Source organism: Pelomonas sp. BJYL3 (genome assembly GCF_027257975.1).
In the GTDB taxonomy this organism is placed as follows: Bacteria; Pseudomonadota; Gammaproteobacteria; order Burkholderiales; family Burkholderiaceae_C; genus Roseateles_B; species Roseateles_B flavus.
This window is the reverse complement of sequence record NZ_JANZKX010000006.1, coordinates 326,294-350,783: the sequence shown is the minus strand read 5'-3', so window position 1 is coordinate 350,783 and position 24,490 is coordinate 326,294. Positions and strand designations below refer to the sequence as shown.

Annotated in this window: 27 protein-coding genes; 5 read left to right on the top strand and 22 right to left on the bottom strand. The window is 70.3% G+C overall.

The genetic code is table 11. The annotated features are described in order from the left end of the window. Positions 1–17: 17 nt before the first annotated feature. The 8 genes from nhaA to gntD form a co-directional block, all read right to left on the bottom strand. Positions 18–1,364, bottom strand: coding sequence for a Na+/H+ antiporter NhaA (gene nhaA / locus O9Y01_RS19125; RefSeq protein ID WP_269633199.1), 1,347 nt, complete (start codon positions 1,362–1,364; stop codon positions 18–20). Between the two features lie 91 nt (positions 1,365–1,455). After that, on the bottom strand, positions 1,456–1,680 hold the full coding sequence (locus O9Y01_RS19120) for a hypothetical protein (RefSeq protein ID WP_269633198.1): 225 nt from the start codon (positions 1,678–1,680) through the stop codon (positions 1,456–1,458). A gap of 550 nt (positions 1,681–2,230) precedes the next feature. Next, positions 2,231–2,725: a ParB N-terminal domain-containing protein gene (locus O9Y01_RS19115; protein WP_269633197.1), complete on the bottom strand. Its 495-nt coding sequence runs from the start codon at positions 2,723–2,725 to the stop codon at positions 2,231–2,233. After that, the gene (locus tag O9Y01_RS19110; RefSeq protein ID WP_269633196.1) at positions 2,722–4,110 is read right to left on the bottom strand and encodes an MATE family efflux transporter; all 1,389 of its coding nucleotides are present in this window, start codon (positions 4,108–4,110) and stop codon (positions 2,722–2,724) included. The genes O9Y01_RS19115 and O9Y01_RS19110 overlap by 4 nt, the downstream gene beginning before the upstream one ends. Beyond that, a complete protein-coding gene (locus O9Y01_RS19105; protein ID WP_269633195.1) occupies positions 4,107–5,150 on the bottom strand; it encodes a PLP-dependent cysteine synthase family protein in 1,044 nt (347 codons plus the stop codon). Before O9Y01_RS19105 ends, O9Y01_RS19110 begins: the two co-directional genes overlap by 4 nt. A 16-nt stretch (positions 5,151–5,166) precedes the next feature. Further along, complete coding sequence (locus tag O9Y01_RS19100; protein ID WP_269633194.1) at positions 5,167–6,546, bottom strand: alanine racemase; 1,380 nt, start codon at positions 6,544–6,546, stop codon at positions 5,167–5,169. Further along, entirely contained in the window at positions 6,543–7,541 is a 999-nt protein-coding gene (locus tag O9Y01_RS19095) for an ornithine cyclodeaminase family protein (protein WP_269633193.1), read from the bottom strand. The genes O9Y01_RS19100 and O9Y01_RS19095 overlap by 4 nt, the downstream gene beginning before the upstream one ends. A 10-nt stretch (positions 7,542–7,551) precedes the next feature. Continuing rightward, entirely contained in the window at positions 7,552–8,607 is a 1,056-nt protein-coding gene (gntD, locus tag O9Y01_RS19090; RefSeq protein ID WP_269633192.1) for a guanitoxin biosynthesis L-enduracididine beta-hydroxylase GntD, read from the bottom strand. Positions 8,608–8,697: 90 nt separating this feature from the next. Here gntD and O9Y01_RS19085 point away from each other — a divergent pair, with 90 nt between their 5' ends. The 5 genes from O9Y01_RS19085 to O9Y01_RS19065 all read left to right on the top strand — a co-directional run bounded on the left by O9Y01_RS19085 (position 8,698) and on the right by O9Y01_RS19065 (position 15,923). Next, entirely contained in the window at positions 8,698–9,369 is a 672-nt protein-coding gene (locus tag O9Y01_RS19085) for a hypothetical protein (protein WP_269633191.1), read from the top strand. A gap of 18 nt (positions 9,370–9,387) precedes the next feature. Continuing rightward, a complete protein-coding gene (locus tag O9Y01_RS19080; RefSeq protein ID WP_269633190.1) occupies positions 9,388–11,499 on the top strand; it encodes a TonB-dependent siderophore receptor in 2,112 nt (703 codons plus the stop codon). A gap of 19 nt (positions 11,500–11,518) precedes the next feature. Beyond that, a complete protein-coding gene (locus tag O9Y01_RS19075) occupies positions 11,519–12,823 on the top strand; it encodes a PepSY-associated TM helix domain-containing protein (protein WP_269633189.1) in 1,305 nt (434 codons plus the stop codon). A gap of 233 nt (positions 12,824–13,056) precedes the next feature. Beyond that, positions 13,057–15,213 (top strand): phosphocholine-specific phospholipase C, encoded by a 2,157-nt coding sequence (locus O9Y01_RS19070; protein ID WP_269633188.1) that lies wholly within the window; start codon positions 13,057–13,059, stop codon positions 15,211–15,213. Positions 15,214–15,224: 11 nt separating this feature from the next. Then, on the top strand, positions 15,225–15,923 hold the full coding sequence (locus tag O9Y01_RS19065) for a hypothetical protein (protein ID WP_269633187.1): 699 nt from the start codon (positions 15,225–15,227) through the stop codon (positions 15,921–15,923). Positions 15,924–16,359: 436 nt separating this feature from the next. Here the strand turns inward: O9Y01_RS19065 and O9Y01_RS19060 are convergent, their stop codons facing one another. The 14 genes from O9Y01_RS19060 to O9Y01_RS18995 form a co-directional block, all read right to left on the bottom strand. Further along, complete coding sequence (locus O9Y01_RS19060; RefSeq protein ID WP_269633186.1) at positions 16,360–17,037, bottom strand: energy transducer TonB; 678 nt, start codon at positions 17,035–17,037, stop codon at positions 16,360–16,362. 147 nt (positions 17,038–17,184) lie between these two features. Next, positions 17,185–19,380: a TonB-dependent hemoglobin/transferrin/lactoferrin family receptor gene (locus O9Y01_RS19055; protein ID WP_269633185.1), complete on the bottom strand. Its 2,196-nt coding sequence runs from the start codon at positions 19,378–19,380 to the stop codon at positions 17,185–17,187. A gap of 189 nt (positions 19,381–19,569) precedes the next feature. Then, a complete protein-coding gene (locus O9Y01_RS19050; protein ID WP_269633184.1) occupies positions 19,570–20,055 on the bottom strand; it encodes a hypothetical protein in 486 nt (161 codons plus the stop codon). An 11-nt stretch (positions 20,056–20,066) separates the two neighbouring features. Beyond that, entirely contained in the window at positions 20,067–20,864 is a 798-nt protein-coding gene (locus O9Y01_RS19045) for a DUF4198 domain-containing protein (protein WP_269633183.1), read from the bottom strand. A gap of 568 nt (positions 20,865–21,432) precedes the next feature. Beyond that, positions 21,433–21,684, bottom strand: coding sequence for a helix-turn-helix domain-containing protein (locus tag O9Y01_RS19040; RefSeq protein WP_269633182.1), 252 nt, complete (start codon positions 21,682–21,684; stop codon positions 21,433–21,435). A 14-nt stretch (positions 21,685–21,698) separates the two neighbouring features. Further along, entirely contained in the window at positions 21,699–21,926 is a 228-nt protein-coding gene (locus O9Y01_RS19035; protein ID WP_269633181.1) for a hypothetical protein, read from the bottom strand. A gap of 17 nt (positions 21,927–21,943) precedes the next feature. Then, on the bottom strand, positions 21,944–22,201 hold the full coding sequence (locus O9Y01_RS19030) for a hypothetical protein (protein WP_269633180.1): 258 nt from the start codon (positions 22,199–22,201) through the stop codon (positions 21,944–21,946). A 2-nt stretch (positions 22,202–22,203) separates the two neighbouring features. Continuing rightward, entirely contained in the window at positions 22,204–22,899 is a 696-nt protein-coding gene (locus O9Y01_RS19025) for an HNH endonuclease (RefSeq protein WP_269633179.1), read from the bottom strand. A gap of 2 nt (positions 22,900–22,901) precedes the next feature. Further along, positions 22,902–23,102, bottom strand: coding sequence for a hypothetical protein (locus O9Y01_RS19020; protein WP_269633178.1), 201 nt, complete (start codon positions 23,100–23,102; stop codon positions 22,902–22,904). Further along, positions 23,099–23,590, bottom strand: coding sequence for a hypothetical protein (locus O9Y01_RS19015; protein ID WP_269633176.1), 492 nt, complete (start codon positions 23,588–23,590; stop codon positions 23,099–23,101). Before O9Y01_RS19015 ends, O9Y01_RS19020 begins: the two co-directional genes overlap by 4 nt. Before the next feature lie 20 nt (positions 23,591–23,610). Then, the gene (locus tag O9Y01_RS19010) at positions 23,611–23,904 is read right to left on the bottom strand and encodes a hypothetical protein (RefSeq protein ID WP_269633175.1); all 294 of its coding nucleotides are present in this window, start codon (positions 23,902–23,904) and stop codon (positions 23,611–23,613) included. Further along, positions 23,901–24,104, bottom strand: coding sequence for a hypothetical protein (locus O9Y01_RS19005; RefSeq protein ID WP_269633174.1), 204 nt, complete (start codon positions 24,102–24,104; stop codon positions 23,901–23,903). Before O9Y01_RS19005 ends, O9Y01_RS19010 begins: the two co-directional genes overlap by 4 nt. Next, positions 24,101–24,301, bottom strand: a complete 201-nt coding sequence (locus tag O9Y01_RS19000; RefSeq protein ID WP_269633173.1) for a hypothetical protein — start codon at positions 24,299–24,301, stop codon at positions 24,101–24,103. Before O9Y01_RS19000 ends, O9Y01_RS19005 begins: the two co-directional genes overlap by 4 nt. Before the next feature lie 8 nt (positions 24,302–24,309). Further along, complete coding sequence (locus tag O9Y01_RS18995; RefSeq protein ID WP_269633172.1) at positions 24,310–24,483, bottom strand: hypothetical protein; 174 nt, start codon at positions 24,481–24,483, stop codon at positions 24,310–24,312. Positions 24,484–24,490 lie beyond the last annotated feature (7 nt).

The following is a 24,490-nucleotide window of genomic DNA, read 5'->3' as shown; positions in this document are numbered from 1 at the left end:
GCCGACGCCCGAGCCGCTCAGCCGGGCGCACGGCCAGCCGGTCTTGACGCCCACAGGAGCAGGGCAAGACCCAGGCCCGCCGAGCACAGCGAGGCCAGGAAGATGCCCATCTTCGCGCTGTCCAGGACCTGGCCGTTCAGCCCGAGGTCCGCAATCAGCAAGGCCATCGTGAAGCCGATGCCCGCCAGAAAGCCGCCACCCACCAGCATCCGCCAGCCCAGCTCGGGCGCGCGGCTCGCCAGGCCGGCGCGCAGGGCCAGCCAGCTGAACAGCACGATACCGGCCGGCTTGCCCACCACGAAGCCCAGGAACACCGCCACGGCAACCGGCTGGCGCGCGTGTTCCCAGGACAGCTGCAAGCCGGCATTGGCGAGGGCGAAGAGCGGCATCACGCAGAAGCTCACCCAGGGATGCAGTGCCATCTCCAGCCGCTCGACCGGCGACAGCGATTCGCGGGCGGCCAGCTCCGCGATCAGCAGCGTCTTGCGGTCGCGGGTATTGCCGCTGCCTGCGCGCCCGGCGGGGTGTGCGACAACCTGACGCAGGATGCCGTACAGCCGGGTATCGCTGACCCAGCGCCGTGCAGGCGTCATCAGGCCCAGGATCACGCCGGCGATCGTCGCGTGCAGTCCGGACGCATCGATGGCCAGCCAGAGGGCGCACCCGCTCAGCACATAGGGCGAGAACTGACGGATGCCTATGCGTGCCATGAAGCGCATCAACACCACGCACAGGGCCGCGAGTGCCAGCATGTGCCAGTCAATCCCGTTGCTGTAGCCGATGGCCACGACCAGGATGGCCCCGACGTCATCCACGATGGCAAGCATCAGCATGAAGACGCGCAGGCTCTGCGGCACGCGGCGACCCAGCAGGGCGAGGCAGGCGATCACGAAGGCGGTGTCTGTCGCCATGGCGATGCCCCAGCCACGCTGCGTCGGCGTTCCCCATTGCAGGGCCAGGAAGAGCGCTGCCGGCCCGGCCATGCCGCCCAGGGCCGCAGCCATGGGCAGCGCCGCCATGCGCGGCTTGCGCATCTCTCCCAGGACCAGCTCACGCTTGAGTTCCAGCGCCACCAGGAAGAAGAACAGCGTCATCAGCCCGTCGTTGATCCAGGCCTTCAGCGAGCGCCCGGCTTCAAGATCCCCGAGGCGCAAGCCGAGCCACGTGTCCCAGAAGGCGGACAGCGCCTGCCCGAAGTCGGCGTTTGACAGCAGGACGGCCGCCACGGCGCACAGCAGCAGCACCACGCCCCCGGCAGCCTCGATGCGAAGAAACCGCGCGAAGCTCGGCCGGACGTGGTCGATCAACTCCTTGGGCAGCCCGACGGTCGCCACGTGCGGCCCGGGGCGGTGTTGCTCGATCACGGGACCACGGCCGGGTCGAGGGCGCGCCGCCGCTGGAACTCAGCCCGGCGGCACCCAGGCGGACCATGAGCGGCCGCCGACAGGCCCGAATTCACTCCGCCTTCATCTGCAGCGTGAGCTGCTGCAGGATGTTGCTGCCGACCGTGGTCAGGCGCAGGTGGCCGCCATCCCATCGGAGCCAGTTCAGCGCGACATAGTCGTCGATGTAGCCGTTGGGGATGTCAGCGGCGCGCCGCCGGTCCAGGGACGCCATGCTGCTGGCGAGGGCGCTCCTGAGCAGGCTCAGACGAGATCGGGTACCGGATAGGACGAGCATGATGGCTCCTTGCAAAGGGTGGACAGACCTGGGTCGTGGCGGAGGGGCGTCCAGCCGGCCATGGGCCGGCTCGCCTCGGTCGCGGGGGCCGCAGAAAAAAGGGTGGAGGGAACGCCGCCTTTCGGTGGCGCGATGTCCAAGCGCTGGCGCATGGCAGGGCGCCGGAGACTTGGGGAGGATCCATTGGGATCGTGCAGGCTGGCCACTCGGGCCAGGGGCAAGTGACGTTCCCGCTGGGGGTGCTCGCCCGCGGCTGGCGGCCGGGAATGCGGCCTGGCCGAGCCGTGCGGCTGGATGCCGAGGGCAGGCCGTCGAGTGCAGGTCCTTGGACTGCGGGCAGGCAATTCGCCAATCAGGCCTGAGGACCGTTTTACTCCACTTTGTGCCGGTGCGCCGCTTATTTGTTTTCCCCCAGCCCGCTCGCTGCCTGGGAGCTGCCCGGAAGCTGCCTGGAAGCTGCCTGATCGCGCGCACCGCCGCCAAGTTCCGCCAGCCCCGGCCCAGGTCAGCCTTGGGGCCGCTCCCAGCGGGCCGGGCCTGCATCGCCGCGTCACGCGGGCCATGCCTGCGCCGCATGCAGCTCCTGCGCCAACAGCGCCAGGGGAATGCGCGAGCCGGGGAGGGGGGGATCGAAGCGGTGGCGGGTCGTCTTGTAGGGCAGCACCGCCTGCCGCGCCGCGAGCTGCAGGATGCGGTCGATGTCGAAGGGCTCGGCGGAGCGCCAGCAGCGCACGTCCACGCGCGCATCGCCGTAGTCCAGCGGGATGCAGGGCAGGCGCCGCAGCCCCAGCAGCCGCGCCGCGCGCAGACGGTGGTTGCCGTCCATCACCAGTCCGGTGCGGTGCTCGACCGGGATGGGCACCAGCCAGTGGCCGCTGGCGACGATGCTGTCGGTCAGCTCCCGCACGCGCTGAGGGTCCACCGCCTCCGTAGCCCGGAAGAAGTCGATGGCCTCCAGGGCGACGGTGTAGCCGGGCGCCCCCACGCCGGGCGATGCCGGCGGGCTGCAGTCCAGGCGCAGCCCCCGGGTGTCAGCAGCCCTCATGCCGGTCCCCCTTGCACCATGGCCGTCGGCGAGCGATGCCGCGCCGCCGCGGTGACCTGGACGAAGCGAAGCAGCAGCAGTCCGGCCGTCGTGGCCAGCCCGCTGGCGAGACCAAGCCACAGGCCGCTCAGCCCGAGCTGCAGGACCCAGCCCAGCCACCAGGCCAGCGGCAGGCCCACCCCCCAATAGCCGAGCAGCGTGCGGAGGAAGGCACTCGCCGTTTCGCCGACCCCTCGCAGCATGCCGATCGCCAGGTTCTGGCTGCAGTCGAAGCATTGCAGCACGGCCACGATGCCCAGCAAGGCAGCGGCCTGCGCCGCGACCTCGCCCGAGCTGCCCGGCCGCAGCAGCAGCCCGAGCACCTCCAGCGGCGCCGCCAGGTACAGCAGGCCCACGCCGGCCATCGCGATCCATCCCAGGCCCAGCGCCGTCAGGCCCAGGCGGCGCGCGCGCGGGCCGTCGCCATGGGCCCAGGCCCGGCTGATGCAGAGGGACACGGCCTGCGACAGTCCGACGGCCACCATGAAGACCACATAGACCAGCTGGTTGAGCACCGTGTGCGCCGCCAGCGCCGTGGGCCCGAAGGCGCCGGCCAGCAGGCCCAGCACCGAGAAAAAGGCCGCCTCGCTGCCATAGCTGGCGGCCACCGGCAGGCCCAGCCTGGCCAGGCGGCGCCAGGCTGGCCAGGGGGAGGTCTCGTACCTCAGGCTCAGCAGTGGCGCGACCCTCGGGTCCCGCCGGGCCACCCACAGCAGGGCGCACAGCGCGAGGGCATTGACCACCGTGCCTGCGATAGCCACGCCGCTGAGGCCCAGCGCGGGCAGGCCCCCGGCCCCCTTCATCAGCGTGTAGGCCAGCACGGCGTTCAGGCCGACCGAGGCCAGCGTCACCGCCAGCATCGGCCCCGGCCGCCCCAGCCCCACGGTGAGCTGGCGCAAGACCTGGAACCAGAGCAGGGGCAGCAGGCCGGGGGCCGCCGCCGCGAGGTACTGCCCGCAGCGCTCGACGACCCGCGGGTCCTGGCCCAGGCCCCGCAGCAGCGGGGCGCCGAGGACCATGAGCAGCGCCGCCAGCAGCCCGGCCGCCGTGGCCAGCGCCAGGCTCGCGCACAGCAGCGCCCGGATGCGGGGCGCGCCGCCTTGCGCATCGACGCTGGCCTCGGCCACCAGATTGCCGGTCGGCGTGATCAGCCCCACGCCCATGGTGCGCAGCAGATTGAACAGGGACAGGGCCAGCCCGCCGGCAGCCAGGTCCACCGTGTCCAGCTGCCCGAGCATCACGATGCTGGTGGTGCCCTGGGCCACCTGGGCGAGTTGCGTGAGCACCAGGGGCGCCGCCAGCGTGAGCACCTGCGAGGCATCGGCGCGCCAGGCCATGCGCGTCATGCCTTCACCCGGCCTGGTGCCAGCTGCTCGAACATCGCGTCCAGTTCCTCGTCGACGCTCGGGTCGAGCAGTTCGTGGGCGCGCATCCAGTCGTCGTCGAACACGGTGTCCAGGTACTTCTCGCCGCCATCGCAGACCAGGACCACGATGGTGCTGTGCGGTGGCGCCGCCTCCGCCCGCCGCAAGGCCTGGTACAGCACGCCGCCCGCCGATCCGCCCACCAGCACGGCATGCCTGCGGGCGAGGTAGCGGGCGGTGTTGAAGGCCTGGGCATCGCTGACCTTGAGCCCCTCGTCGAGCAGGCTGAAGTCCACCAGGAAGCCGATCTCCGCGCCCTCAGGCGTGCCGGTGCCCGACTGGTGATAGGGCGCGCCCGGGCCGCCGAAGGCGATGGAGCCCACCGGCTCGACACCGATCACCCGCAGCGACGGCAGCAGGGGCTTCAACTCGCGCGCGGTGCCGAACAGCGAGCCACCCGTGCCCACGGCTCCCATCAGGTGGGTCATGCAAGGGCCCAGGGTGTCCATCAGCTCCCGGGCCACGGCCCGGTAGCCATTGGCATTGGCCGGGTTGTTGTGCTGCTCGGTCCAGTAGGCGCCCTGTTCGGCGGCAATGCGTTGGGCCAGGGCCTCGCGGTCCGAGGTGGCGAGGCCGTCTCCGGGTGCCTCGTTGACGTACAGCAGCTCGGCACCGAAGGCCCGCATCGCGCGCAGCTTGTCCTTGCAGGCATGGTGGTCGACCACCGCGGTGAAGCGGTAGCCCCGCTCGGCGGCCAGCAGGGCCAGGCCCATGCCGGTGTTGCCCGAGGTCGACTCGATGACCCAGCCGCCGGGCTTCAGCCGGCCCTGGGCCTCGGCCTCGTCCAGCATCTGGCGGGCCATGCGGATCTTGGCCGTGCCCATGGGATTGAACTGTTCGAGCTTGAGCAGCACGCGGGTGCCGAAGCGGGTGGTGAGCAGCTCCAGCAGCGGCGTGCCACCGATGAGGTCCGAGACGCGTTGCGCGACGAGGGGCTGCATCTGCAGCGGATGACGTTCCATGAGGTGATCTCCCTGATCAAAATGAAAGTGGCAGCGGGGGCGCGACGGGCGGGACTTCATCCAGGCGCCATCGCAGCTCCGAGTTCGCATCGACTTCCAGCGAGACCTTGCGCGGCAGCGGCAGCTCGTGGAAGGGGGACTCGTTGGAGTCCATCTGGTAGCCGGCGGTGTTGAGGTAGACCAGCGCGTCGCCCGTCTTTGGGCGGCTGGGCAGGGGCAGCTTGCGCCAGCTGAGCATGTCGCTGTCCAGGCAGCTGGCACCGGCCACGGCGGCTGGGTAGGGGCCGGAGGCGCTGCCGCCCAGCAGCAGCGGGTCGGGCAGGAACTCGCTGTTGAACCATTGCTCCGACAGGCTGAAGCTCATGCCCTCGACGGTGACGAGGCCGTAGCCCTCGGCCGGCCGGTCCTTCACGCCCTGCACACGGAACAGCGTGAAGCCCGCCTGGTCCAGCAGCGCGCGGCCCGGCTCCAGCAGCAGGCGCAAGCCTTCCTCGCGCAGGCGCCGGGCCAGCGTGCGGCCGTCCTCGTCATGGGACAGGATGCGCTCCAGCATCTGCGCGCCCGGGCTGGCGCTGGCATAGGGATAGAAGCCCTCGAAGGTCTTGCCGGCGTGGTAGTCCTGCGGGGACTGCCGGGCCATGAAGTCCTGCCAGGCGGCCGCCTCGACATAGCACAGGGCGAAGCCGCCGCCGATGTCCAGGGTGTCGCAGGGCAGCCCCAGGGCGCGGGCCTCGGTGCAGCGCTCGATGAGCCGCTGCGCACAGCGGGCCCGTTCCGCGGCGTCATAGCCCGACAGATGGAAGGAGAAGCCCTGCAGCTGCAGCTGCGCCCGGTGCTCGACGCACAGTGCCAGGGCCTGGGCGAGCTCCGTGTCGTCCATGCCGAAGCGGCTGCGCGGCTGCGATGGCGGCCGCCAGCGAAGCAGCACGCGGGCCCGGCGCTGCAGGCTCTTTGCGAGGGCTGCGTAGTCCAGGAGTTCTTCGGGGCTGTCCATCGCGACGAGGCAGTCGTGGTGCAGGCTCAGCGCCAGCAGCGCCGGGTGCTTGGCTGGCCCGGAGATGCCGATGTGCGCGCCGGGGACGCCGGCCGCCAGTGCCGCGACCAGCTCCGGCACGCTGGCCGCGTCGACGCCCAGACCCAGGCCCGGGCAGCGCTCCACCAGGCAGCGCGCCTTGTTGGCCTTCTTGGCAAACAGCAGCTGGCCGTCCACGCCGGCTTCGCGCAGGGTCTGCTGGAAGGCGCGCGCATTGGCCTCGAAGACCTGCGGCAGCATCAGGTGCAGGGGTGATCCCAGGCCATCGAGCAGGCTCCTGAGCAGGGGCACCTGCTCGGTCGTGAGCCGCTGCACCAGGGCGTGGCGGAGGGCCGGCAGGCTGGGGGTGCTCGGCCGGATCACCACAGGGCCACCTCCTGGCCCAGGCCCTGCGCGATCGCCTGCTCGGCCAGCACGCGGCCCAGGGCGATGTCGGTGAGGACCATGCCGCTGTTGTAGGCGAACACGCGATCCGATCCGCTGCGTCTTCCCTTTTGAAGGCCGCTGAGTATGCAGGGCAGTTCAGCGTCCAAGGCGGGCAATCGGCCGTCCAGGGCCAGGTCTTGCCCCGTCACCTTCATCTGCTCGGCGCTGGTCGCCACGCGGTAGTCGGCGTCATGCAGGGCCTTCTTGTCGATGCCGTAGCCCACGAGAATGGCCAGCGAGCCGGGCCGCAGCCAGCCGGCCTGCACCGACTCCGGCGAGGAGGGGCCGGCGGCGCCGATGATGATGTCGGCGGCTTCGGCCGAGCGACGCAGGTCCCGCGAGACCTCGACCTGGCGGTCCGGGTGATGCTCCTGCATGCGCGTCAGCACGGCGTCGATGCCGGCGCCATGGTGGCCGTGAACGATCAGGCGCTGCAGCTGGGGCAGGGCCTCGACCAGGAAGGGCAGGGCGGTCTGCCCCTGCACGCCGGAGCCGACCACCAGGGCCGTCCTGGCGTCGCTGCGGGCGCAGGCGCGGGCGATCAGGGCCGTGGCGGCAGGCGTGCGCAGGCTGCCCACGAGGCTGCCGTCCATCAGGGCGATGGGCGCGCCCTGCCGGTCGTCGTGCAGGAGCAGGGTGGTGTAGTAGCGCTCGTCGGCCTTTGCGCCTTCGTGGCCGAACTTGTAGGAGGTCTTGACCGCGACGGTCTCGCGCTCGCCGTCACGGCCCAGCATGGCGTAGGCGATGGAGCGGCCATCCTGCGGCTTCACGCTGAGCTTGGGCGGGTTGGCGCTGGCACCGCTGGCGAAGGCACGGTAAGCGCCTTCCACCGCATCCAGCACGTCCTGCAGGCGGTAGGACAGTCTCGACAGATCCTGCCGGGACAGCACGCGCAGGGCCGGGCCTGCCGCGGCGGCATTCGATGTGTTCATGGGGTTTCCTTCAGACGATGTGGCGGGCGACCGCGCTTTCGCGGTAGGGCATGGAGGCGCGCAGGTTGAGGGTCACGTTGACGCGCCGCAGCCAGCGATGGCGGGGGCCGTAGTTCGGCTGGTAGACCGAGCGCCCGTGCACGGCGCGCTTGTTGTCGATCCACAGCATGTCGCCGGGCTCCATCACGATGGCGGTGGTATGGGCGTTGAAGCGGTGGATCAGCCAGTCGAAGGCGGCCTGCGCCTCGGTGTCGCCCTCGACGGCCCGCATATAGGCCTCGTCGACCTGGATGAAGGGCCGCTGGCGTGAGCCACTCAGCGCGGGCACAGGCTGGGGCTCGGCGTACATGCGGCGGATGCGCTCGAAGGCGCCGTCGTCAAGCCGCCAGTGCGCGCTGATGTTCTGGTCCGGCAGATGCGAGGTGTCGGGCAGCACCACATAGCGCGGGGCGCTGAGCAGGGCCCATTTGTCGTCAGGGATGTCGAAGTCGTCGATACAGGCCAGGATGGTCTGCGCCTGCTCCTCGTTGCGATAGCAGACGATGGACAGGAAGTCGCAGCGGTGGTCGTGGAAGGCCTCCTCGTTGTGCCAGACCAGGGTCACCTCGCTGCCGCCGCCCAGCTGCTCCTTGCGGTCCTTCTCGATGGGCACGATGTGGCGCAGGAAGCGGCCGTTCTCCTGCGTGCGCCAGCCGAAGATCTCGCCCAGGGCCGCCGTCAGCAGGCACTGGGCGATCTCCTCGCGCAGGCTGGGCGGGTTGCGCCAGCTGGCGTCCCAGTGCGAGGGCGAGGGGCCGATGCGCCCGTCGTCCACCGGCAGGCCGCGGATCAGCACCGCGCCGCAGGGCAGGTGCAGGTATTTGAAGCGGTGCGCCAGCTCGCGCAGAGCGCGTGGCAGCTCCTGGGCGGCCAGCGCGCAGGCGTCCGCGAACTCCGGCGTCTCCACGCTGCCGAAGCTCGCCGCCAGGCGATCGACCAGGGCCTCGACGGCCGCGGCTTCGCGCGGCGTGAGGGCGTGTGTGTGGACCGTGCTCCCTTGCCCGGTTCCAAGGCTCGCTGTGTTCACCAGCAATCTCCCGTGTGGTTGAGTGCAGCGGACTTTAACTACTAGAATGCGAATGATTCGTATTTGCCTTACGCCAAACATGGAGATCCTATGAAGACAGTCCTCGCCCTCATGACGGCCCTGGCCGCACTGCCGGCCGCTGCGCACAACCTGTGGCTGGAGCCCGCGGAGGCGGGCGGTTTGCACCTGCGCTATGGCGAGCCGGAGATCCGCCTGCTCGAGCGCAGCCCTGGCAAGCTCGATGCGCTGGAGCCCCAGCGGGCGCAGGTTCTGGACCGCAATAGCGGCGCGCTGCCCTGGCGCAGGGCCGAGGACGGCTTCGTGCTGCACGGCCCTGGCGCCGAGGCCGACACGGTGGTGGAGGCCCGCGCCTCCGGGGCCCGGTCCCGCTACTACGCGCGGCATGCGGCCTGGCCGCTGAAGGCCGCGCAGCCCGCGATGGCCCTGGACATCGTGCCCACGGCCGAGGCTGGCACCTTCGCCGTCTTCTTCAAGGGCGCACCGCTGACCCAGGGCACGCTGAAGGTGATCGCGCCCAGCCTGTGGCTGCAGGTCCATGACATCGACGAACGCGGCCGGGTGCGCATCCACATGCCCTGGCGCGGCCTCTACGTGCTGGACGTCGACACCCGCGAGCCGTCACCGGGCGGCGCCCCCGACCCTCGCCAGGACGGGGTGGTCCATCGCGCCACGCTCAGCTTCAGCACGCCCGAGGGCCCTGCCTTCGAGCGACCGCAGCCTGCCCAGTTCACCGCCCATTGATCCCAGGTTCCTCATTCCATGAAGACAAAGAAACCAAGCCGCACGCGGCTGCATGCCGCGCTGCTGGCCGCCCTCAGCGCCACCGGCCTCGCGCAGGCGCAGGGCACTGACGAGGGTCAGGTCTTGCTGGAGCCCGTGCTCCTCAGCGGCAAGCGCGTGTCCCTCTACCTGAACCGCGACGTCAACGCGGGCGCCCTGGGCGTGCAGGCACTGCAGGAGCTGCCCTTTTCCATCGGCTCCTACGGCCGCGAGCTGATGGACCACCAGCGCGCCCGCACGCTGCAGGACGTGCTGCGCAACGACCCCGGCGTGCAGCCCGCGTCCCTTGGCGGCGCCTATGACGGCATCGCGGTGCGCGGCTTCTCGGCCAATGCCGTCAACAGCGTGCGGCGCGACGGCCTGCTGACCACCGTCTACGCGGACATCCCGCTGGAGAACATGGAGCGCCTGGACGTTCTGAGGGGGCTGTCCGGCTTTCTCTACGGTGTCGGAGAACCCAGCGGGCTGGTGAACTACGTGCTGAAGCGCCCCACGCGCGAGACCTTCGCCAGCGTCCAGGCCGAGCTGCGCAGCTTCGGCGGTCGCTATCTCCACGCGGACGCGGGCGGCCCCCTGGATGCAGGCCGGACGCTGGGCTGGCGGCTCAATCTCGCCGCCGAGCAGCAGGGCGACTTCCGCCATGCCGGGGACATGTTCCGCCGCATGGCCGGCCTGGCCGTGGACTACCGCCTGACCGGCGCGACCCTGCTGCGCCTGGACGCGGACTTCCAGCACAAGAAGCTGGCGGCCCAGCCGGTGCTGGGCCCGCGCGAGGACGGCCAGGTGCTGCCCGCGGACAGCCTCGATCCGCGGACCCTGCTGGGCCAGCCCTGGGGCCAGTACCGCAGCGACGCCTCCAATCTGGGCCTGCGCCTGGAGCACGCCCTGGACGCGGACTGGCAGCTCATCGCGCAGCTGGCCTACAGCCGCACCCGCCGCGATGCCGCCTTTCCCGATGTGTACGGCGTGAAGCTCGACGGCACCATCAGCAGCGGCGACTACTACTTCTCGCCGGACCAGCGCTTCACCACGGTCAGCGCGCAGGCTTTCCTCAGCGGCCGCCTGCGGGCGGGCGGTCTGCGGCATGCGCTGGTGATGGGCGTGTCGGACAGCCGTCTCAAGTCCTGGGACGGGGGCTGGTTCCCGAATGAGGGGCTCACCGTCGGCAACATCCACGCGCCGCTCTACAGCGCGCCGCCGGACTTCTCAAACCCACCGCCCAAGAACCAGGCCACGACGCGCCAGCCCAGCCTCTTCCTCAGCGACACCCTGACGCTGGACGAGCGCTGGCGCGTGCTCGCCGGCGCGCGCTACATCGGCTACCGCAATGCCTCCCGCAGCGCTGCTGGCGTCCAGCGGGACTACCGCGCCGACGTGGTCGTGCCGTCGCTGGCCCTGGTCTGGCTGCCGGCCCCGCACCTGAGCGTCTACGCCAGCCGGACCGAAGGCCTGGAGCAGGGAGCCTATGCGCCCAATGCCGCGGCCAATCGCGGTGAACGGCTGGACCCGATCCGCAGCCGCCAGCTCGAGGCCGGGATCAAATGGCAGCCCACGGCGGGCTTCGTGGCCAATGCGGCGCTGTTCCATATCGACAAGCCCCTGCAGGCGACGGATCCGGGCGACCAGGTGTTCAAGACGCGTGGACGCCAGCGCCACCAGGGCCTCGAGCTGCAGCTCAACGGCGACCTGGCCTCGGGCCTTTCCGCGGTCGCGGGCCTCAGCTGGCTCGACGCCAGGGTGCTGGGCACCGGTGATGCGCGCGAAGGCAAGCGGCCCGCCCACGTCGCCAGGCTGCAGGGCAGTGCCTGGCTCGATGCCCGCATCCCCGGCGTGCCGGGGCTGAGCCTCAACGCAGGCGCCGTGCACACCGGCAGCCGGGCGCTGGACCAGGCGCAGGCCATCCTGGTGCCGGCCTACACGCGCTGGGACGCCGGCGCGCGCTATGCGACGACGCTGGCGGGCGCCTCCTTCCTGTGGCGGCTGCAGGTGCAGAACCTGGGCAATCGCCGTTTCTGGGAGAACGTCAACTACGGCGGCGTGCTCGCCGGAGCGCCGCGCACCGTGCGCCTGTCGGGCGAATGGAGCTACTGACGCAGGCGAGGTGGCACCGATGAAGCGCTCTCATTGGCTGTGGCTGCACCGCTGGGTCGGCCTGGTGCTGGCCGGCTTCCTGCTGGTGGCCGGCCTCACGGGCAGCCTGCTGGCCTTCTACCGGCCGCTGGACGAGGCCTTCGCGGCCGCGCTGCTGAAGGCGCCGCAGCCCGTGGGAGCGGTGGCACTCGATCCCCTCGTGGTCCGCGAGCGCCTGCTGCGCCGGCATGCCGGCCTGCGCATCGATGCGGTCCCGCTGTCTGTCGAGCCTGGCCGCTCCCTGGCCTTCCGCGTGCAGGCCGCACCCGGCGCCGCTGCGGCCCTGGCCATCGACGAGCTGTACGTCGATCCCTGGACCGGCCGCGAGCTCGGCGGGCGCCTGTGGGGCGATCCGGCGCAGGGCCGGGTCAATGTGATGCCCTTCCTCTACCGCCTCCACTACGCGCTGCTGGCGCCGTCCTGGGGCAGGACCGTGCTGGGGCTGGTGGCGCTGCTGTGGTCACTGGACTGCGTGGTCGGTGCCTACCTCACCCTGCCGCTGCGGATGCCACGCCGAGAAGGGCCGCTGGTGCGGCAGGGACGGGGCTGGTGGGCTCGCTGGCGCCAGGCGTGGTGCGTGCGCCGCGGCGCGGGCTACCGCAGCACGGTGGACCTGCACCGCGCGGGCGGCCTGTGGCTGTGGGCCTTGCTGTTCGTGATCGCGTGGTCGGGGGTGTCCTTCAACCTGGCGCCCGTGTACAGGCCGGTGATGGCGGCCCTGCTTGGCCCCTGGGAGGCCGCGCCCCTGCCGCAGACAGCCGGCCTTGCAGATGGCGTCGAGCCGGACTGGCCCGCCGCGCGAGCCCATGCGCGCGCGCTCATGGCCGCAGCCGCAGGGGCAGAAGGGATTGCGGTGGGACGCGAGGAATCGCTGGCGCTGGACCGGGGCGCGGGCACCTGGCGCTATGTCGTGCACAGCGATCGCGATGTCGGCCCGCAGCGGGGGCAGTCGACGCTTCTCTTCGATGCCGGCAGCGGGGCCCTGCTCGCCGTCCAGTGGCCCACGGGCCAGCAAGCGGCCCGCACGGCCACCACCTGGCTCACCGCGCTGCATACGGGCCGGGTGGGCGGCCTGCCCCTGCGCCTGCTCCTGGCCGCGACGGGGCTGGTCGTGGCGATGCTTTCCGTGACCGGCGCGCTGATCTGGGCCCGCAAGCGCGCGGGGCGGCGATGCCTGCAGCAGACCCGCGCCCTGGGTCGGCCTGAGTCCAGGGCTGCCGGCATGGACTGGTGGGGTGAGGCTGCGAGTGCCAGGCGCCCGGCTGCCGAGCATCGTCGACGCTGACGAGGCACGGCCGGCAAGCCCGCCGAAAGCGGTCCTGGCGCGACGGTGGTCGCAGCGTCTTGGAACTGTCACCCCGCCTTCACGAGCGCTGCCTACAGTGGCGCCGCGCACGACGTCCGAGCCCCACCTCACTCTGTCCTTCAGGAGACCTCCATGTCCCGACCCACGCCTGTCGCGCTTCAGCGCGCGACCCAGGTGCGCTGCCGCCTGAGCGCATCCCGCGGAGCCGCACGATGAGCCGCCGCGACTTCCTCCGCGCCAGCGCCGTGCTGGCCAGCTTCCCGCCCGCCATTGCGAGAGCCCTGGCGATCCCGGCCAACCAGCGCACGCGCAGCCTGCAGGACGTCGAGCACATCGTCGTGCTGACGCAGGAGAACCGCAGCTTCGACCACTACTTCGGCACCCTGGCCGGTGTGCGTGGCTTCGGCGACCCCTTCCCCGCGCCGGCCAAGGACCGCCCGGGCCTGTTCACGCGCAAGAGCGTGTTCGTGCAGCCCACACAGGGCGGCAACCCGGTGCCCGGGCGGCCGGACTGGGGGCAGCGCCGGGCCATCGCGCCTTTCCCGCTGAACACGACGCAGGACTTCGCGCTGATGCGCGTCGCCGGCACGCCGCACGCCTGGCTGGACGCCCAGCTCGCCTGGGACCACGGCCGCATGAACGACTGGTGCAATGCCAAGCAGAACCATTCGCTGGGCTACTTCAGCGAGGCTGACCTGCCGTTCCAGTTCGCGCTGGCCCGCGCCTTCACGCTGTGCGACCACTACCACTGCGCGACCCAGACCGGCACCAACACCAATCGCCTCTTCCTCTGGACGGGGCACAACGACCCGCTGGGCGTCGCCGGCGGCCCGAGCACGGACAACAGCCGTGAGTGGTTCAACACCGACCGCAGCACGGACTACCGCTGGACGACCTACCCCGAGCGCCTGCAGGCCGCGGGCATCTCGTGGCAGGTCTACCAGAACATGTCGGACAACTTCACCGACAACCCGCTGGCCGGCTTCCGGCCCTACCGCGATGCCTGGTACGAGCGCCCGGGCTACTCGCAGGCGCTGCGCGAGCGCGGCATCAGCACGAGGGACCTCGACCTGCTCAAGGCCGACGTGATCGCGAACCGCCTGCCGCAGGTCAGCTGGATCGTCGCGACGGCCGAAGGTTCCGAGCATCCGGGGCCCTCCAGCCCGGCCTCGGGCGCCGACTACACGGCCCGCGTGCTGGACGCGCTGACCTCCAACCCGGAGGTCTGGAGCAAGACCGTCCTGTTCATCAACTTCGACGAGAACGACGGCTTCTTTGACCATGTGCCGCCGCCGGCCGTGCCGTCCTATGTCGCCTACGATGCCGACCCCGCCAAGGCGCAGCTGGCCGGCGCATCGACGGTCGACACGACCGGCGAATACCACCATGTGCTCAACGGCGCCGACGCGCGCACACACCACCGCCCCTACGGCCTGGGCCCGCGCGTGCCGATGTACGTGGTCTCGCCCTGGACCAAGGGCGGCTGGGTCAACTCCCAGGTGGCCGATCACAGCTCGGTGCTGCGCTTCATCGCTGCGCGCTTCGGCGTGCAGGAGCCGCTGATCAGCCCGTGGCGGCGTGCCGTCTGCGGCGATCTGCAGTCCTGCTTCGATTTCGCCAACCCCGACGACCAAGGCTTCCTGCAGCTGCTGCCGGCCACGGCCGAGCGCCGCGCCCGTGCGCTGGCGCTGCCGGGCACCAAGGCGCCCGCAACGCCCACCACGCTGGCCGCGCCGGTGCAGCAGGCCGGTGTGCGCCCCGCACGCCCGCTGCCCTATGAGCTGCAGGTGCAGGCGCAGGTGCCGGAGGCTGGGGGTCAGGTCTTGCTCACCTTCGAGAATGCGGGCGAGCAGGGCGCGGTGTTCCATGTCTACGACCGGCTCGCGCTGGACCAGATGCCGCGCCGCTACACCGTCGAAGCCGGCAAGCAGCTTCAGGGCCGCTGGACCACGACCGGAGCCTATGACCTCTGGGTGCTCGGCCCCAACGGTTTCCACCGCCACATCGCCGGCGATGTGCGGCGCCCGGTTGGCAGCGCCTTGCCCGAGCTCGTGTTGCGCAGCGCGCGTGCCAGCGGCGAGCTGCTGATCGAGCTCGTCAACGCGGGCGGCGCGCCCTGCACCTTCGTGCTGCAGGCCAACAAGTACCTGGCGGCCACGCCGCGCGAGATCACCGTCGTGGCGCGCAGCCGCACGAGTCTGCGCATCCCGCTGGCGGCCAGCCAGAACTGGTACGACTTCAGCCTGCGCGTGAAGGGGCTCGGCGGCTGGCTGCGCCGCTTCGCCGGCCACCTCGAGGACGGCAAGCCCTCCATCAGCGACCCGGCGCTGCAAGGCGCCGCCCGGCTCGATCAAGCCACCACCGTGTGAACGGAGCATTCATGAACTCGATCAAGATCTCGGCGCGCCACTGCTTCAGCGCCGCCGCGCTGGCCCTGGCCGCCATGAGCGCCCAGGCCGGCCCCTTGTTTGGCAGCAACCTCATCGTGAACGGCGACGCCGAGACCGACGTGGCCACCAGCTGGCTCGCCTTCGACGGCTACGCCCGCCCGCAAGCCGTCGACTACGGGTCCAACTGGGTCCTGCCGACCCAGCCTGGTCCCGCAAACCGCGGCAAGCGCATGTTCGCGGGCGACGGCGCCCGTACGGCCGGCTACCAGCTGCTGGACCTGGCCGGCACGCTGACCCAGCCCCTGTCCTTCAAGCTCAGCGGCTGGCTGGGCGGCTGGGCTTCGCAGGGCGACAACGCGCTGCTTTACGTGTCCTTCCTTGACGGCAGCGACAGCGAAATCGGCCACGCCGCACTCGGCCCGGTGACCCCGGCGGATCGCGGCAACGCCACCGGCCTGTTCTACCGCGAGGTGAGCAACTGGCTGCCCGTCGGCACCAGCCGGCTGATGTTCTCGTTGTCGATGGAGCGTCTCGGCGGCGGGGACAACGACGGCTATGCCGACAACCTGGCCTTCGTGCTCGATGCGCCGGCGCCCTCGGTGGTGCCGGAGCCGGCGGGCTGGAGCTGGCTCGTGCTGGGTGTGCTGGCCTTGGCGGCCGGCGCACGCCGGCGCCACCCAGGGGCCTGACCCTCGACAGCCTCGCGCTCAGCGGCGGCGGTGACGGCGCCGACCGGGATCAGCCCACGCGGCCGGGCGCGAGGCCATCAGCGGGCCTGCCCAGGACCCGCCGGCTTGCGCAGCCGCTTGCCGCCGCTGGCGTGGCTCATCGCCTGGCTTTCCTGTCGAGGCGGCGCTGCCCGGCTCGGGGTGGAGCCGGCGGTGCCGGCAGCACTTCTGCGGGCTCCTGGTGCGGGCTGCCAACGCGCCGGAACCGGGGGCGCGGGCTGACTGCTGCCGGGTGCACGGGCGGTTCGTCGCAACAGCAAAGGCAGCGAAGCCGGGCCGCGCGCTCGCGCTGCCTGTGTGCGAGAGGGACATGTCTGTTCATGGCTGTCAGTTCAAGGCTCGGACCGGGACGGTCCAGGGGCGCTCCAGGGGGCGGGCGCCGGGAGGCGGGCCGCGCTCAATGCAGGCTGAAGCGGACGGGGTACTCGACCCAGGCCATCAGGCGCTGCTCTCCTCGCCGGGCGGGCAGGTAGGCGCAGGCCGTGGCGACCTGGCGCGCGGCCTCGTCCAGCAGCCGCCATCCGCTGGGATTCAGGACCTGCACTTCCGCTGCGCGGCCGCTTTCATCCACCCTGACGCGAACGACCACCCGGCCTTCGATGCCCCGCTCCCGCAGCAGGGCCGGGTAATGGCGCTCCGCCTGCCGGGCCTGGCAGGCCAGGTGCTCGGGCGGCAGGGCGGCGGGGGCCAGGGTCTGTGGCGCCGGGTCCTGAGGCACGGGGGTGGGGGCAGGCTCCTGCGCCGAGACCTCGCGCATGCCGAGGCGCTCGGGCGAGGGGGCATCCAGGGCCGCTGGCGAAGGGGAAGGCGAGGGCGCAACGCCGGGCAGCGGCTCCGGCGGCGCGATGAGCAGGGGCGTCGGCGGCTGCAGGGCCAGGGCCCTGGCCACTGTCGGTGGCCAGGGCCACTTCTCACCCCTGGCCGCCGTCCCCTGCGGAGCAGACAGGCGCAGGGCCAGGGCGGGCCGGTCCGGAGTCAGGCCCTGGATGACCCGTGGCCGTGCTGCGCCTGACCAGGCCGCGAGCAGAAGCCCTCCGTGCAGCAGCACGGCGAAGGAGGCGGCCCAGCGGTTCATGCACACCTCGGCAGCGGCCCTAAGCCGGCCTGCTGAAGCCTTGCTGGGCGAGGCAGCTCAGCGGCGTGTGTGCGGCCGTGGGCTGGCAGCTTCCCGGCACGATCGTGGGGCGTGGGGCGGAGGGACATGGCCGGCGCGGTCCTGGCCTCAGAAATCAGCGCGCAGCGACAGCTGCAGCTGCCGGCCTGGCGCCGTGTAGGCATCCAGCACGGGGCTGTTGGCGGCCAGGCCCCGCACATCGCTCCAGCGCCAGTACTTCCTGTCGCCCAGGTTGGTGATGAGGGCCGCGGCGCGCAGGGTCGGGTGGATGCGGTAGCTCAGGCCCACGTCGATCACGTCATAGGCGGGCGGCAGGAAGTGGCTGGCACTGCTTGAGCGGCTGGCCTTCTTGGCGGCCACATGCTGCCAGGCCGCCTGCAGAGCCCAGTCGCCATGCTCCCAGCGCAGGGCCGTGCTCAGGCGTGTGGGCTGGACCGTGTCCAGCGGGGTGTCGACGCCGGCGCGGGTGCTGTCGCCGCGGGTGTCGGCCAGGGCGGTGCTCAGGGACAGGCCGGCCAGGGGCTGCCAGATCAGACGCAACTCCATGCCGCGGATACGGGCCTGGCTGAGGTTGATGTACTGGAACACCAGCGGGTCTGCCGGCGTGCCGCTGCCCTGGACCACGTTCTGGCTGATGAAGTCTCGGTAGCGGTTCTGGTAGAGGCTCAGCTGCCAACGCAGGTGCTCGTCCAGCGTGCCGCGCAGGCCCAGCTCCAGGCTGTTCGCATGCTCCGGCCTGAGCGCCGGATTGCCGATGCTGCGGTAGCCCTGCGCCGGGTTGGCGAAGCCGTTGTTGACCTGGTCGGGCGTCGGAGCGCGGAAGCCCTGGGACCACTGCATGTAGGGCTGGAATGCTGGCAACGGGCGCCAGACCAGGCCCAGTCGGGGCGTCACGGCCTGGTCCGACAGGGAGACCACGGTCCCGCCGGTGTAGCCCTCTGCGGAGGGCTTGAGCGAGTAGCGGTCCAGGCGCAGGCCGGGGATGACGCTGAAGTCGCCGAACTCGAGTTCATCCTGGAGGTAGGCGCCGGCCAGCTGGTAGCGGGTGTCGGGGAAGGGCTTGTTGGGAAAGGTCTCGCCAGCGGGCGGCACCGTGCCATCCCGCAGGGCGGTGACGTGGTTGCGGCTCAACTCCAGGCCGTAGTTCAGCCGCTGCCCGGGCAGCTGCGTCTGGGCCTGGGTGGCCAAGCCCTGGACATGCTCCTTGTAGAAGCCGTCGCGGCTGCGGTCCGGCGCCGTGTAGCGGTCTTCCGCGGAGTGCTGGCGGGTCTTGCTGTCCTGCACATAGACCTGGGTGCGCAGCAGCTGCAGCCAGGCTGCATTCAGGTCTTCATAGCGGTGTTCCAGCGACAACCGGCGGCGGTCCAGCCGGTCCCGCGCCTGCAGGCCGATGACGGCCGTCGCGGGCGTACTGGCGTCGATGACCGCGACATGGGCACTGAGGACCTCCGTGTCCGTGTCCCGCTGGCGGGCTTCCAGCGTGGCCTGCAGCGCATGCCGGCTGTCGAGGCGCAGACCCAGCTTGCCCAGCAGGCTGTGCGAGCGGATGTCCGTCGGGTTCGGAGTGGTGCGGTTCACGTTGGCCACCTCGCTGCGCCCCATGTTCTCCACCGCATGACCGCGGCGCACCACCGCGGCCAGCAGGCCCTGCCATGGGCCGGACGAAGCGGCGAAGCCTGCGCTGAGCTTGGTGGAGCGGTCCATGGAGTAGGCGCCCAGCGCGGCAAAGCCGGCCTGCCGCCGCCCGCGGGTCAGCAGATCCTCGGGGGACAGCGTGCGCAGGACCAGCGCGCCACCCAGGCCGTCGCTGCCGAACTGCGTGGACGCCGGCCCACGCAGCACTTCGGCGCCGGCCAGCAGTTCGGTGTCGATGTAGTCGGCGCGTCCGCTGGCGAAGGCGCCGAAACTGAAGCTCTGGGGCAGGCGAATCCCGTCCAGGCTCATCAGGACCTGGTTGCCTTCCAGGCCGCGGATGTTGATGCCTTCATTACCCGCGCGCCCGGTCGAGGCGCCCGCGGCGGTGAAGCGCCCGGTGGTGGCCCGCACGGTGATGTCCACTTCCGGGTCCAGCAAGTCCTTGAGGTCCCGGGCGTCGCGCTGCTGCAGCCGCTGGCTGCCGTAGACGGTGACGGTGTTGGGCACCGCTTCGACGCTGCGCTCGGTGCGTGTGGCGCTGACGGTCACCTCGGCAAGCTTGCGGGGTTCGGCGGTAGGGGTGGAGGAGGGCGTCTCAGCGGTGCTGGGAGCGGTGGCGAGCGCGGCCAGGGCGCCGAGCGCCAGCGCGACCGGGGTCTTGCGCAGCATGGAAGTGTCCTTGGGGATGGAGCACGGGCTGGCGACGCAGGCTGGCTGGTGCGAATGAATCAGTACAGGGGGTGTCCGGAAGGCCCGGAACGCGGGAGCGAGCCCGGCGGTGTGCGCGCGGCTCAGCGGCGGGAAGCCGGTCGAGGGGCTCGTGAGGAGGCGGGCAATGGCTCCGCCCCGTGCGTCAGTTCAGGGCGACACAAAGCTGGTCTTGCCCGCCTTCTGCTCGTCCTCGGCGATCTTCACGTCGAGTTCGTCGACCACGCCGTCCTGGTTGCGGTCGTGCAGTTTGAACATGTGCCGGCCGGTGGCCTGGAATTCCTCCAGGCTGATGCTGCCGTTCCTGTCGGTGTCCAGCACGCCGAAGCGGACCTTGGCCTGGCGCATCTGGCGCTGCAGTTCCTCGCGGCGCTTCTCCGGATCGGCGATCTTGCCGACGCGCAGCATCAGCCGGCCCTCGAACTCACCCAGGTACTCGGCCTCGTTCACCAGGCCATCAGCATTGAAGTCGATGCGGACGAATTCGAGCTGCCGGCCGAGGCGAAACTCCTCAAGCAGCACCTTGCCGTCGCCGTTGAGGTCCTGCTCGCTGATGAAGGTGCTCGTGGAATGGGAGGCGGCCAGGGCCGGCAGCGCCAGGAAGGCCAGCAGAAGGGGAGACAGGGGAGGTTTCATGGGAGCACGACTCATGGCTGGGCTTGGACTTCGATGGTGAGCGTGGCCGTGCTGCTCAACCACAGCGTGGGCTTGTCGGGAGAGGGGCGGCGCACACGGACCTGCAGCAGGTAGAGGCCGGCGGTCTGCGGCTTGAAGCTCACTTCGCCGGCTGCGTTGGTGCTGAAGTGCTGCTCGGCCTGCTTCTGGCCGTCATAGCTTTGACCGTCGGCGATCAGGGTCAGGGTCTCGCCGGCCAGGGGCTTGCGGTTCTCCCGCACCCGCACGGTGATGGCTTCTCCCGCGTAGAGGTCGTAGGGCCGGGTGACCGGGTAGATCTCCAGGCCGTCGGTGTCGAAGTCCACAGCGCTGGGGCGGCCCCGGCTGACGTAGACATCGGCGCGCGTCAGGCTCTGTACCTCGATCGGTGTGTCATCCGGCTGCGGGTCTTCCTGCTGTTCGGTGAAGTGCACCTGGCCCTTGCGCAGCAGCGCCTTGGCCAGCCGGCCCTTTCTGACACCCGAGGACACCAGGTAGGTGCCGCTGGCAGCCAGGGGCACTTCGAGATAGCTGGCGTCCTTCAGAACGGCAGCGGGCACCAGCGGCTGCCGGCGTCCGTCGGGGCCGATCACATGGAAGCTGTCGGACTTCATCACCACGTCGGGGCGCAGCTCGCCTTCGGCGAAGGAGGCTTCGACGGTGACATGCTTGCGCTGCTCTTCGGCATGGAAGGTGTTGGGCTTGAGGTAGGGCGAATGGGCCTGGGCGGCACTGCCAAGCAGCAGCGGGGTCAGCCAGAGGCCCAGGGCTTTCAGCCGGATGAGGGACATGGTGTAGGAGACGGCAAGAGATGGGGTGATGTGCTGCTCGATTGAGTCTGGCTTGTTGCAACTATAAATGAGAACGATTTGTATTTGCAAGAATGCATCGCCTGAATCCTTGGCGATGGATCGCGGGGCCTGGCTGCGAGAGCTATTGCCCGGCTGTTCGACCGCTTGCCGCTGCTGAACGCCATCGACTCTGAGAAAATGACGGGCCACGCCCTGCCCGGTGCGGACTTGGGCAAGGGTCTTGTCTCCTGCGGCCAAGGCCGATGCCGTGGCTGTGCAAGGAAGCTGCGCACCGTCACACCCGGGGTGCTCGACAACGCAGAAATCCGCCGAAGTCCCAAGAGTCCAGCACGATGCCTATCCAAGAAGATCAACAACTGAAGCGCGAAATCTCGCCGTGGCGCCTGAGCGTTGCGCCCATGCTGGACTGGACGGCAGGGCCTTATTTCATGCGGGTTTGCGGGGTGTCGTAGCAATTCCGTAGCACTGACAAAACGCTGAAAGCCCAATGCAAAGCGGCCTGGATCGTGAGATCACAGGCCGCTTTTCTTCGTGCAGATTCGTGCAACTAGTCCGAGAACGTCGCCAAGTGTGGCATGGCGCTGATCGCGTCCTGGCGCTGCCCGTCCAGCCAGCTCGCCACGTCCGAGACATTGCAGAGGTAGTCACCTCCATCCTTCCAGAAGGGCACGGGGTTCCGCTTGGCGTAGATCTCGTTCTGGATGGTCCTAGGGCTCTTGTGACGCAGCTTGGCAAACTCGGCGTGCGTCATGGTCGGGCGACCGTCGGTCAGGAGAAGCAGCGCGAACTGAGTGCGCATAGTCTGTCAATCTTTCACAGCTTGGCCGGCTTCAAGATCCGGCCCGTTTTGGCGGTGTCGGCCGGGTGGCCAAGTCCCGCAATGGTTCCCGAGGCAGCGGCGCGCTGTCTCGGATCGTCAGAGGCCCGCATCGCTTCGATACGGGCGCTGGCTCGTCTTGAGGCCTGCGCGGCTTGGCGGCCCCGTGGCGACAGCGCCTGAGCCACCAGGGCGCTCTTGTAGTTGGGATCGAAGGGATTCATCTGGTACCGCTCAGGCCTTAGCCAGCCAATCGATGCCGTGTCACGCCGGTGATGCCGGCCGGCAGCTTCGGCTTGTCACCCTCCGGGACGATGAAGCCGCTTTCTCCGCTGCCCACGGTGCGCAGGTAGTCGACCTCCACCTTGGCTGTGTCGACGATGGTCTTGGCCACGTCATTGGCCGCGCGGGCCCGGTCAATGTCGATGGTCCCATCCTTCACACCAGCGAGGATGTCGAACAGCGTCGCGCGCAGGTCGGTGATGCTCTTGTTGCTCATGGTCATTTTTCCTTGGAGCGCTTGTTGATCTGCCTCGTGATCGCGCCGCGCAGCTGCACGACAGCTGCGACCTCGGGGCCGTATTGGTGGAAGGTGTGGCGCAGCATGTGCGCACGTCGGCTGATGCACTCCAGCTTGTCAGCCGTGATCAGCTCGGGGTCAGTCGTTGCCATGCCTGGCTTGAAGCGGATCAGGTGCCCGGCGGGAATGGGGCCGTGGGCTGCCTCCCAGACCAGGCGATACACAGGCTGCCAGCGTCGAGCCGGATAGATGGAGGGGTCGTCGGTGACCTTGCGCTCTACGTGGCCGTCTGCATTGATGCGATGGCTGCCGATTGGCAAGTAGTTGCGGGCTTCGGATGCCGGGCGGCCGGCCTTGAACTGCGTCGAGCCCATGTTGCCCGGGGCATAGCCCGGTCGGCGCAGCCCCTTGTTCGCGGGGACAGCGCCTGGCACGAAGCGCGTCCGCTCGCCTCCATGGCCAGGCGACATGGCGCGCTCCCGGGCCGTGCTTGCGATGAACTCGGGGCTCTTGCGAAGCCCCATCTGTCGGGCCTTGTGCTGTACTGCACTGAGCGTCTTTCCGCAGGCCTTCGCCAGGTCGGCGGTCAGGCTGTCTGCAAAGTTTCGGCGCAGCAGCTCGAGGTCGACTTCCGACCAGACAGCTTTCGGCGCGCGGATGTGGCGGCTCTTGGTCATGATCAGACGATCCCCATGGGCATGGCGGCCCACCCTTGCACGGGCTCGCCCACCACGCCGCCGCTTTCGCACCAGCGCCAGTCCTTGCCATCGAAGAAGCCCGAGTCCACGCCGGCGTGCTCGGTGCTGATGAGCACGGTCAGGCAGGCGTCTGGCATCGCGTCCAGCGGCAGCTCGTGCCAGGTGATGGTCTCGGCCCTCATACGCGCTGCTCCAGCGGCGCCGTGGCCCTGTAGATCTCCGCGCCGGCCACGTCGGCCATGCGCACGCTGCCGGTCCTGATGCTGTCGGCCAGGCTGTCTGCGCCTGCTTGGACCGCCAAGCCAATAGTGGGGTGCGCCATCAGCAGCCGGTTGGCCTCCAGGGCTGCGTCCCAGACCGGCTCGGCCAGCGAGGAACGCCAGGTGCAGCCCTCGGTGGCGATCTGCACAAGGTTGCGCAGGACCATATGCTGGCGCTTGGCCACATCGTTGCCAGGCATGAGGTTGGCGGCGATCTCGGCGCCCATGCCGATGATCCATGCCAGATGGCTGACCAGTCCAGTGGCCTGCTCGCCGTCGCCGGTCATGAACAGCTCGATGCCAACGGTACGCAGGTGGCTTCGCATGCGCGCGGCAGCCATAGCGATGGCCACCGGGTTGGCGTGGGGGTTGGCGCGGCTGGCTTGCTGGCGCCGCTTGGTCTTTCGCATGGCTTGTTCTCCCTTCAGGATCAGTCGTCAAGGTCGGCCGCAGCTGCGCGCTTGCGGTCTGCGGCCGGCGTGTTGGGGTTGCCGTAGGGGCGCCACGGCGGCCGCGGCGTCGGTGTGGGGATGGGCCGGGCAGTGCCTGCGAAAGCACCGCGAGCGCGCAGCGCGGCCTCAATCCGCAACACGCGGGACACCAGTGGGTGCTGCATGGCCTGGCTGAAGTCCGCCGGCCAGTGCGTGCGGGTGTGGCGCAGCTGCTCCCAGGTCTCGCGCAGCTGCTCGACGCTCAGCTCGACGCGGCACAGCGGGGCCGTCATTGCCAGGACTCCATGGCCAGGTGCTTGGCGTCCGGACCGCATGCGCCGTCAGGCGCACGCACCTGGTCAACGGGCAGCGGCCGGCCGGCCTGCAGGGCGTCAGGACAGCCGCACAGGGGCGTGCTGGCAGCTTCGACGTGCAGGCACAGATCACAGGCCCGATAGGGTGCGATGCGCATCCACAGCGGCGTGGCGTTCATTGGCCAGTCCTTTGACCGAGCACAGCCCGCAGATAGCGAGCCGTGCGGATCAGTGCAACACCCAGCGCCATGCCGAAGTCCTCGGCCTCGCGATCGGCGGCTGCCTTGGCCAGGCGCTGGCGCTCCAGCTGGAAGGTCGCCCGGATGTCGGTCGACGCGGAGGGGGTGTAGGGCTTGTTCAAGATCGGCTTGCGCATGGCTGCCCTCAGGTCGCGGGGCGGACGCTGACGCGACGCGCGTCCTCGCCCAGCAGGTTGAGGACGATGCACACGGCGTCGCAGCTGTGGCGTGCGACCAGGAGCAGGCTGCCGCTCTGGCCGTTGGCCAGGGCATAGCGCGCGCGGAAGCGGCGCATGCGGGGTTTGAGTCGGTTTTGCATGGGGGCT

Coding starts and splice junctions, on each gene's coding strand:
- O9Y01_RS19060 (WP_269633186.1), bottom strand. CDS start 17,037: ATGAACCGCTGGGCCGCCTCCTTCGCCGTGCTGCTGCACGGAGGGCTT.
- O9Y01_RS19010 (WP_269633175.1), bottom strand. CDS start 23,904: ATGACGGCCCCGCTGTGCCGCGTCGAGCTGAGCGTCGAGCAGCTGCGC.
- O9Y01_RS19095 (WP_269633193.1), bottom strand. CDS start 7,541: ATGAACACATCGAATGCCGCCGCGGCAGGCCCGGCCCTGCGCGTGCTG.
- O9Y01_RS19015 (WP_269633176.1), bottom strand. CDS start 23,590: ATGCGAAAGACCAAGCGGCGCCAGCAAGCCAGCCGCGCCAACCCCCAC.
- O9Y01_RS19050 (WP_269633184.1), bottom strand. CDS start 20,055: ATGAAACCTCCCCTGTCTCCCCTTCTGCTGGCCTTCCTGGCGCTGCCG.
- O9Y01_RS19075 (WP_269633189.1), top strand. CDS start 11,519: ATGAAGCGCTCTCATTGGCTGTGGCTGCACCGCTGGGTCGGCCTGGTG.
- O9Y01_RS19000 (WP_269633173.1), bottom strand. CDS start 24,301: ATGCGCAAGCCGATCTTGAACAAGCCCTACACCCCCTCCGCGTCGACC.
- O9Y01_RS19080 (WP_269633190.1), top strand. CDS start 9,388: ATGAAGACAAAGAAACCAAGCCGCACGCGGCTGCATGCCGCGCTGCTG.
- O9Y01_RS19040 (WP_269633182.1), bottom strand. CDS start 21,684: ATGCGCACTCAGTTCGCGCTGCTTCTCCTGACCGACGGTCGCCCGACC.
- O9Y01_RS19120 (WP_269633198.1), bottom strand. CDS start 1,680: ATGCTCGTCCTATCCGGTACCCGATCTCGTCTGAGCCTGCTCAGGAGC.
- O9Y01_RS19115 (WP_269633197.1), bottom strand. CDS start 2,725: ATGAGGGCTGCTGACACCCGGGGGCTGCGCCTGGACTGCAGCCCGCCG.
- O9Y01_RS19025 (WP_269633179.1), bottom strand. CDS start 22,899: ATGACCAAGAGCCGCCACATCCGCGCGCCGAAAGCTGTCTGGTCGGAA.
- O9Y01_RS19085 (WP_269633191.1), top strand. CDS start 8,698: ATGAAGACAGTCCTCGCCCTCATGACGGCCCTGGCCGCACTGCCGGCC.
- O9Y01_RS19045 (WP_269633183.1), bottom strand. CDS start 20,864: ATGTCCCTCATCCGGCTGAAAGCCCTGGGCCTCTGGCTGACCCCGCTG.
- O9Y01_RS19110 (WP_269633196.1), bottom strand. CDS start 4,110: ATGACGCGCATGGCCTGGCGCGCCGATGCCTCGCAGGTGCTCACGCTG.
- O9Y01_RS19105 (WP_269633195.1), bottom strand. CDS start 5,150: ATGGAACGTCATCCGCTGCAGATGCAGCCCCTCGTCGCGCAACGCGTC.
- O9Y01_RS19030 (WP_269633180.1), bottom strand. CDS start 22,201: ATGAGCAACAAGAGCATCACCGACCTGCGCGCGACGCTGTTCGACATC.
- O9Y01_RS19005 (WP_269633174.1), bottom strand. CDS start 24,104: ATGAACGCCACGCCGCTGTGGATGCGCATCGCACCCTATCGGGCCTGT.
- O9Y01_RS19065 (WP_269633187.1), top strand. CDS start 15,225: ATGAACTCGATCAAGATCTCGGCGCGCCACTGCTTCAGCGCCGCCGCG.
- O9Y01_RS18995 (WP_269633172.1), bottom strand. CDS start 24,483: ATGCAAAACCGACTCAAACCCCGCATGCGCCGCTTCCGCGCGCGCTAT.
- O9Y01_RS19020 (WP_269633178.1), bottom strand. CDS start 23,102: ATGAGGGCCGAGACCATCACCTGGCACGAGCTGCCGCTGGACGCGATG.
- O9Y01_RS19055 (WP_269633185.1), bottom strand. CDS start 19,380: ATGCTGCGCAAGACCCCGGTCGCGCTGGCGCTCGGCGCCCTGGCCGCG.
- O9Y01_RS19070 (WP_269633188.1), top strand. CDS start 13,057: ATGAGCCGCCGCGACTTCCTCCGCGCCAGCGCCGTGCTGGCCAGCTTC.
- O9Y01_RS19035 (WP_269633181.1), bottom strand. CDS start 21,926: ATGAATCCCTTCGATCCCAACTACAAGAGCGCCCTGGTGGCTCAGGCG.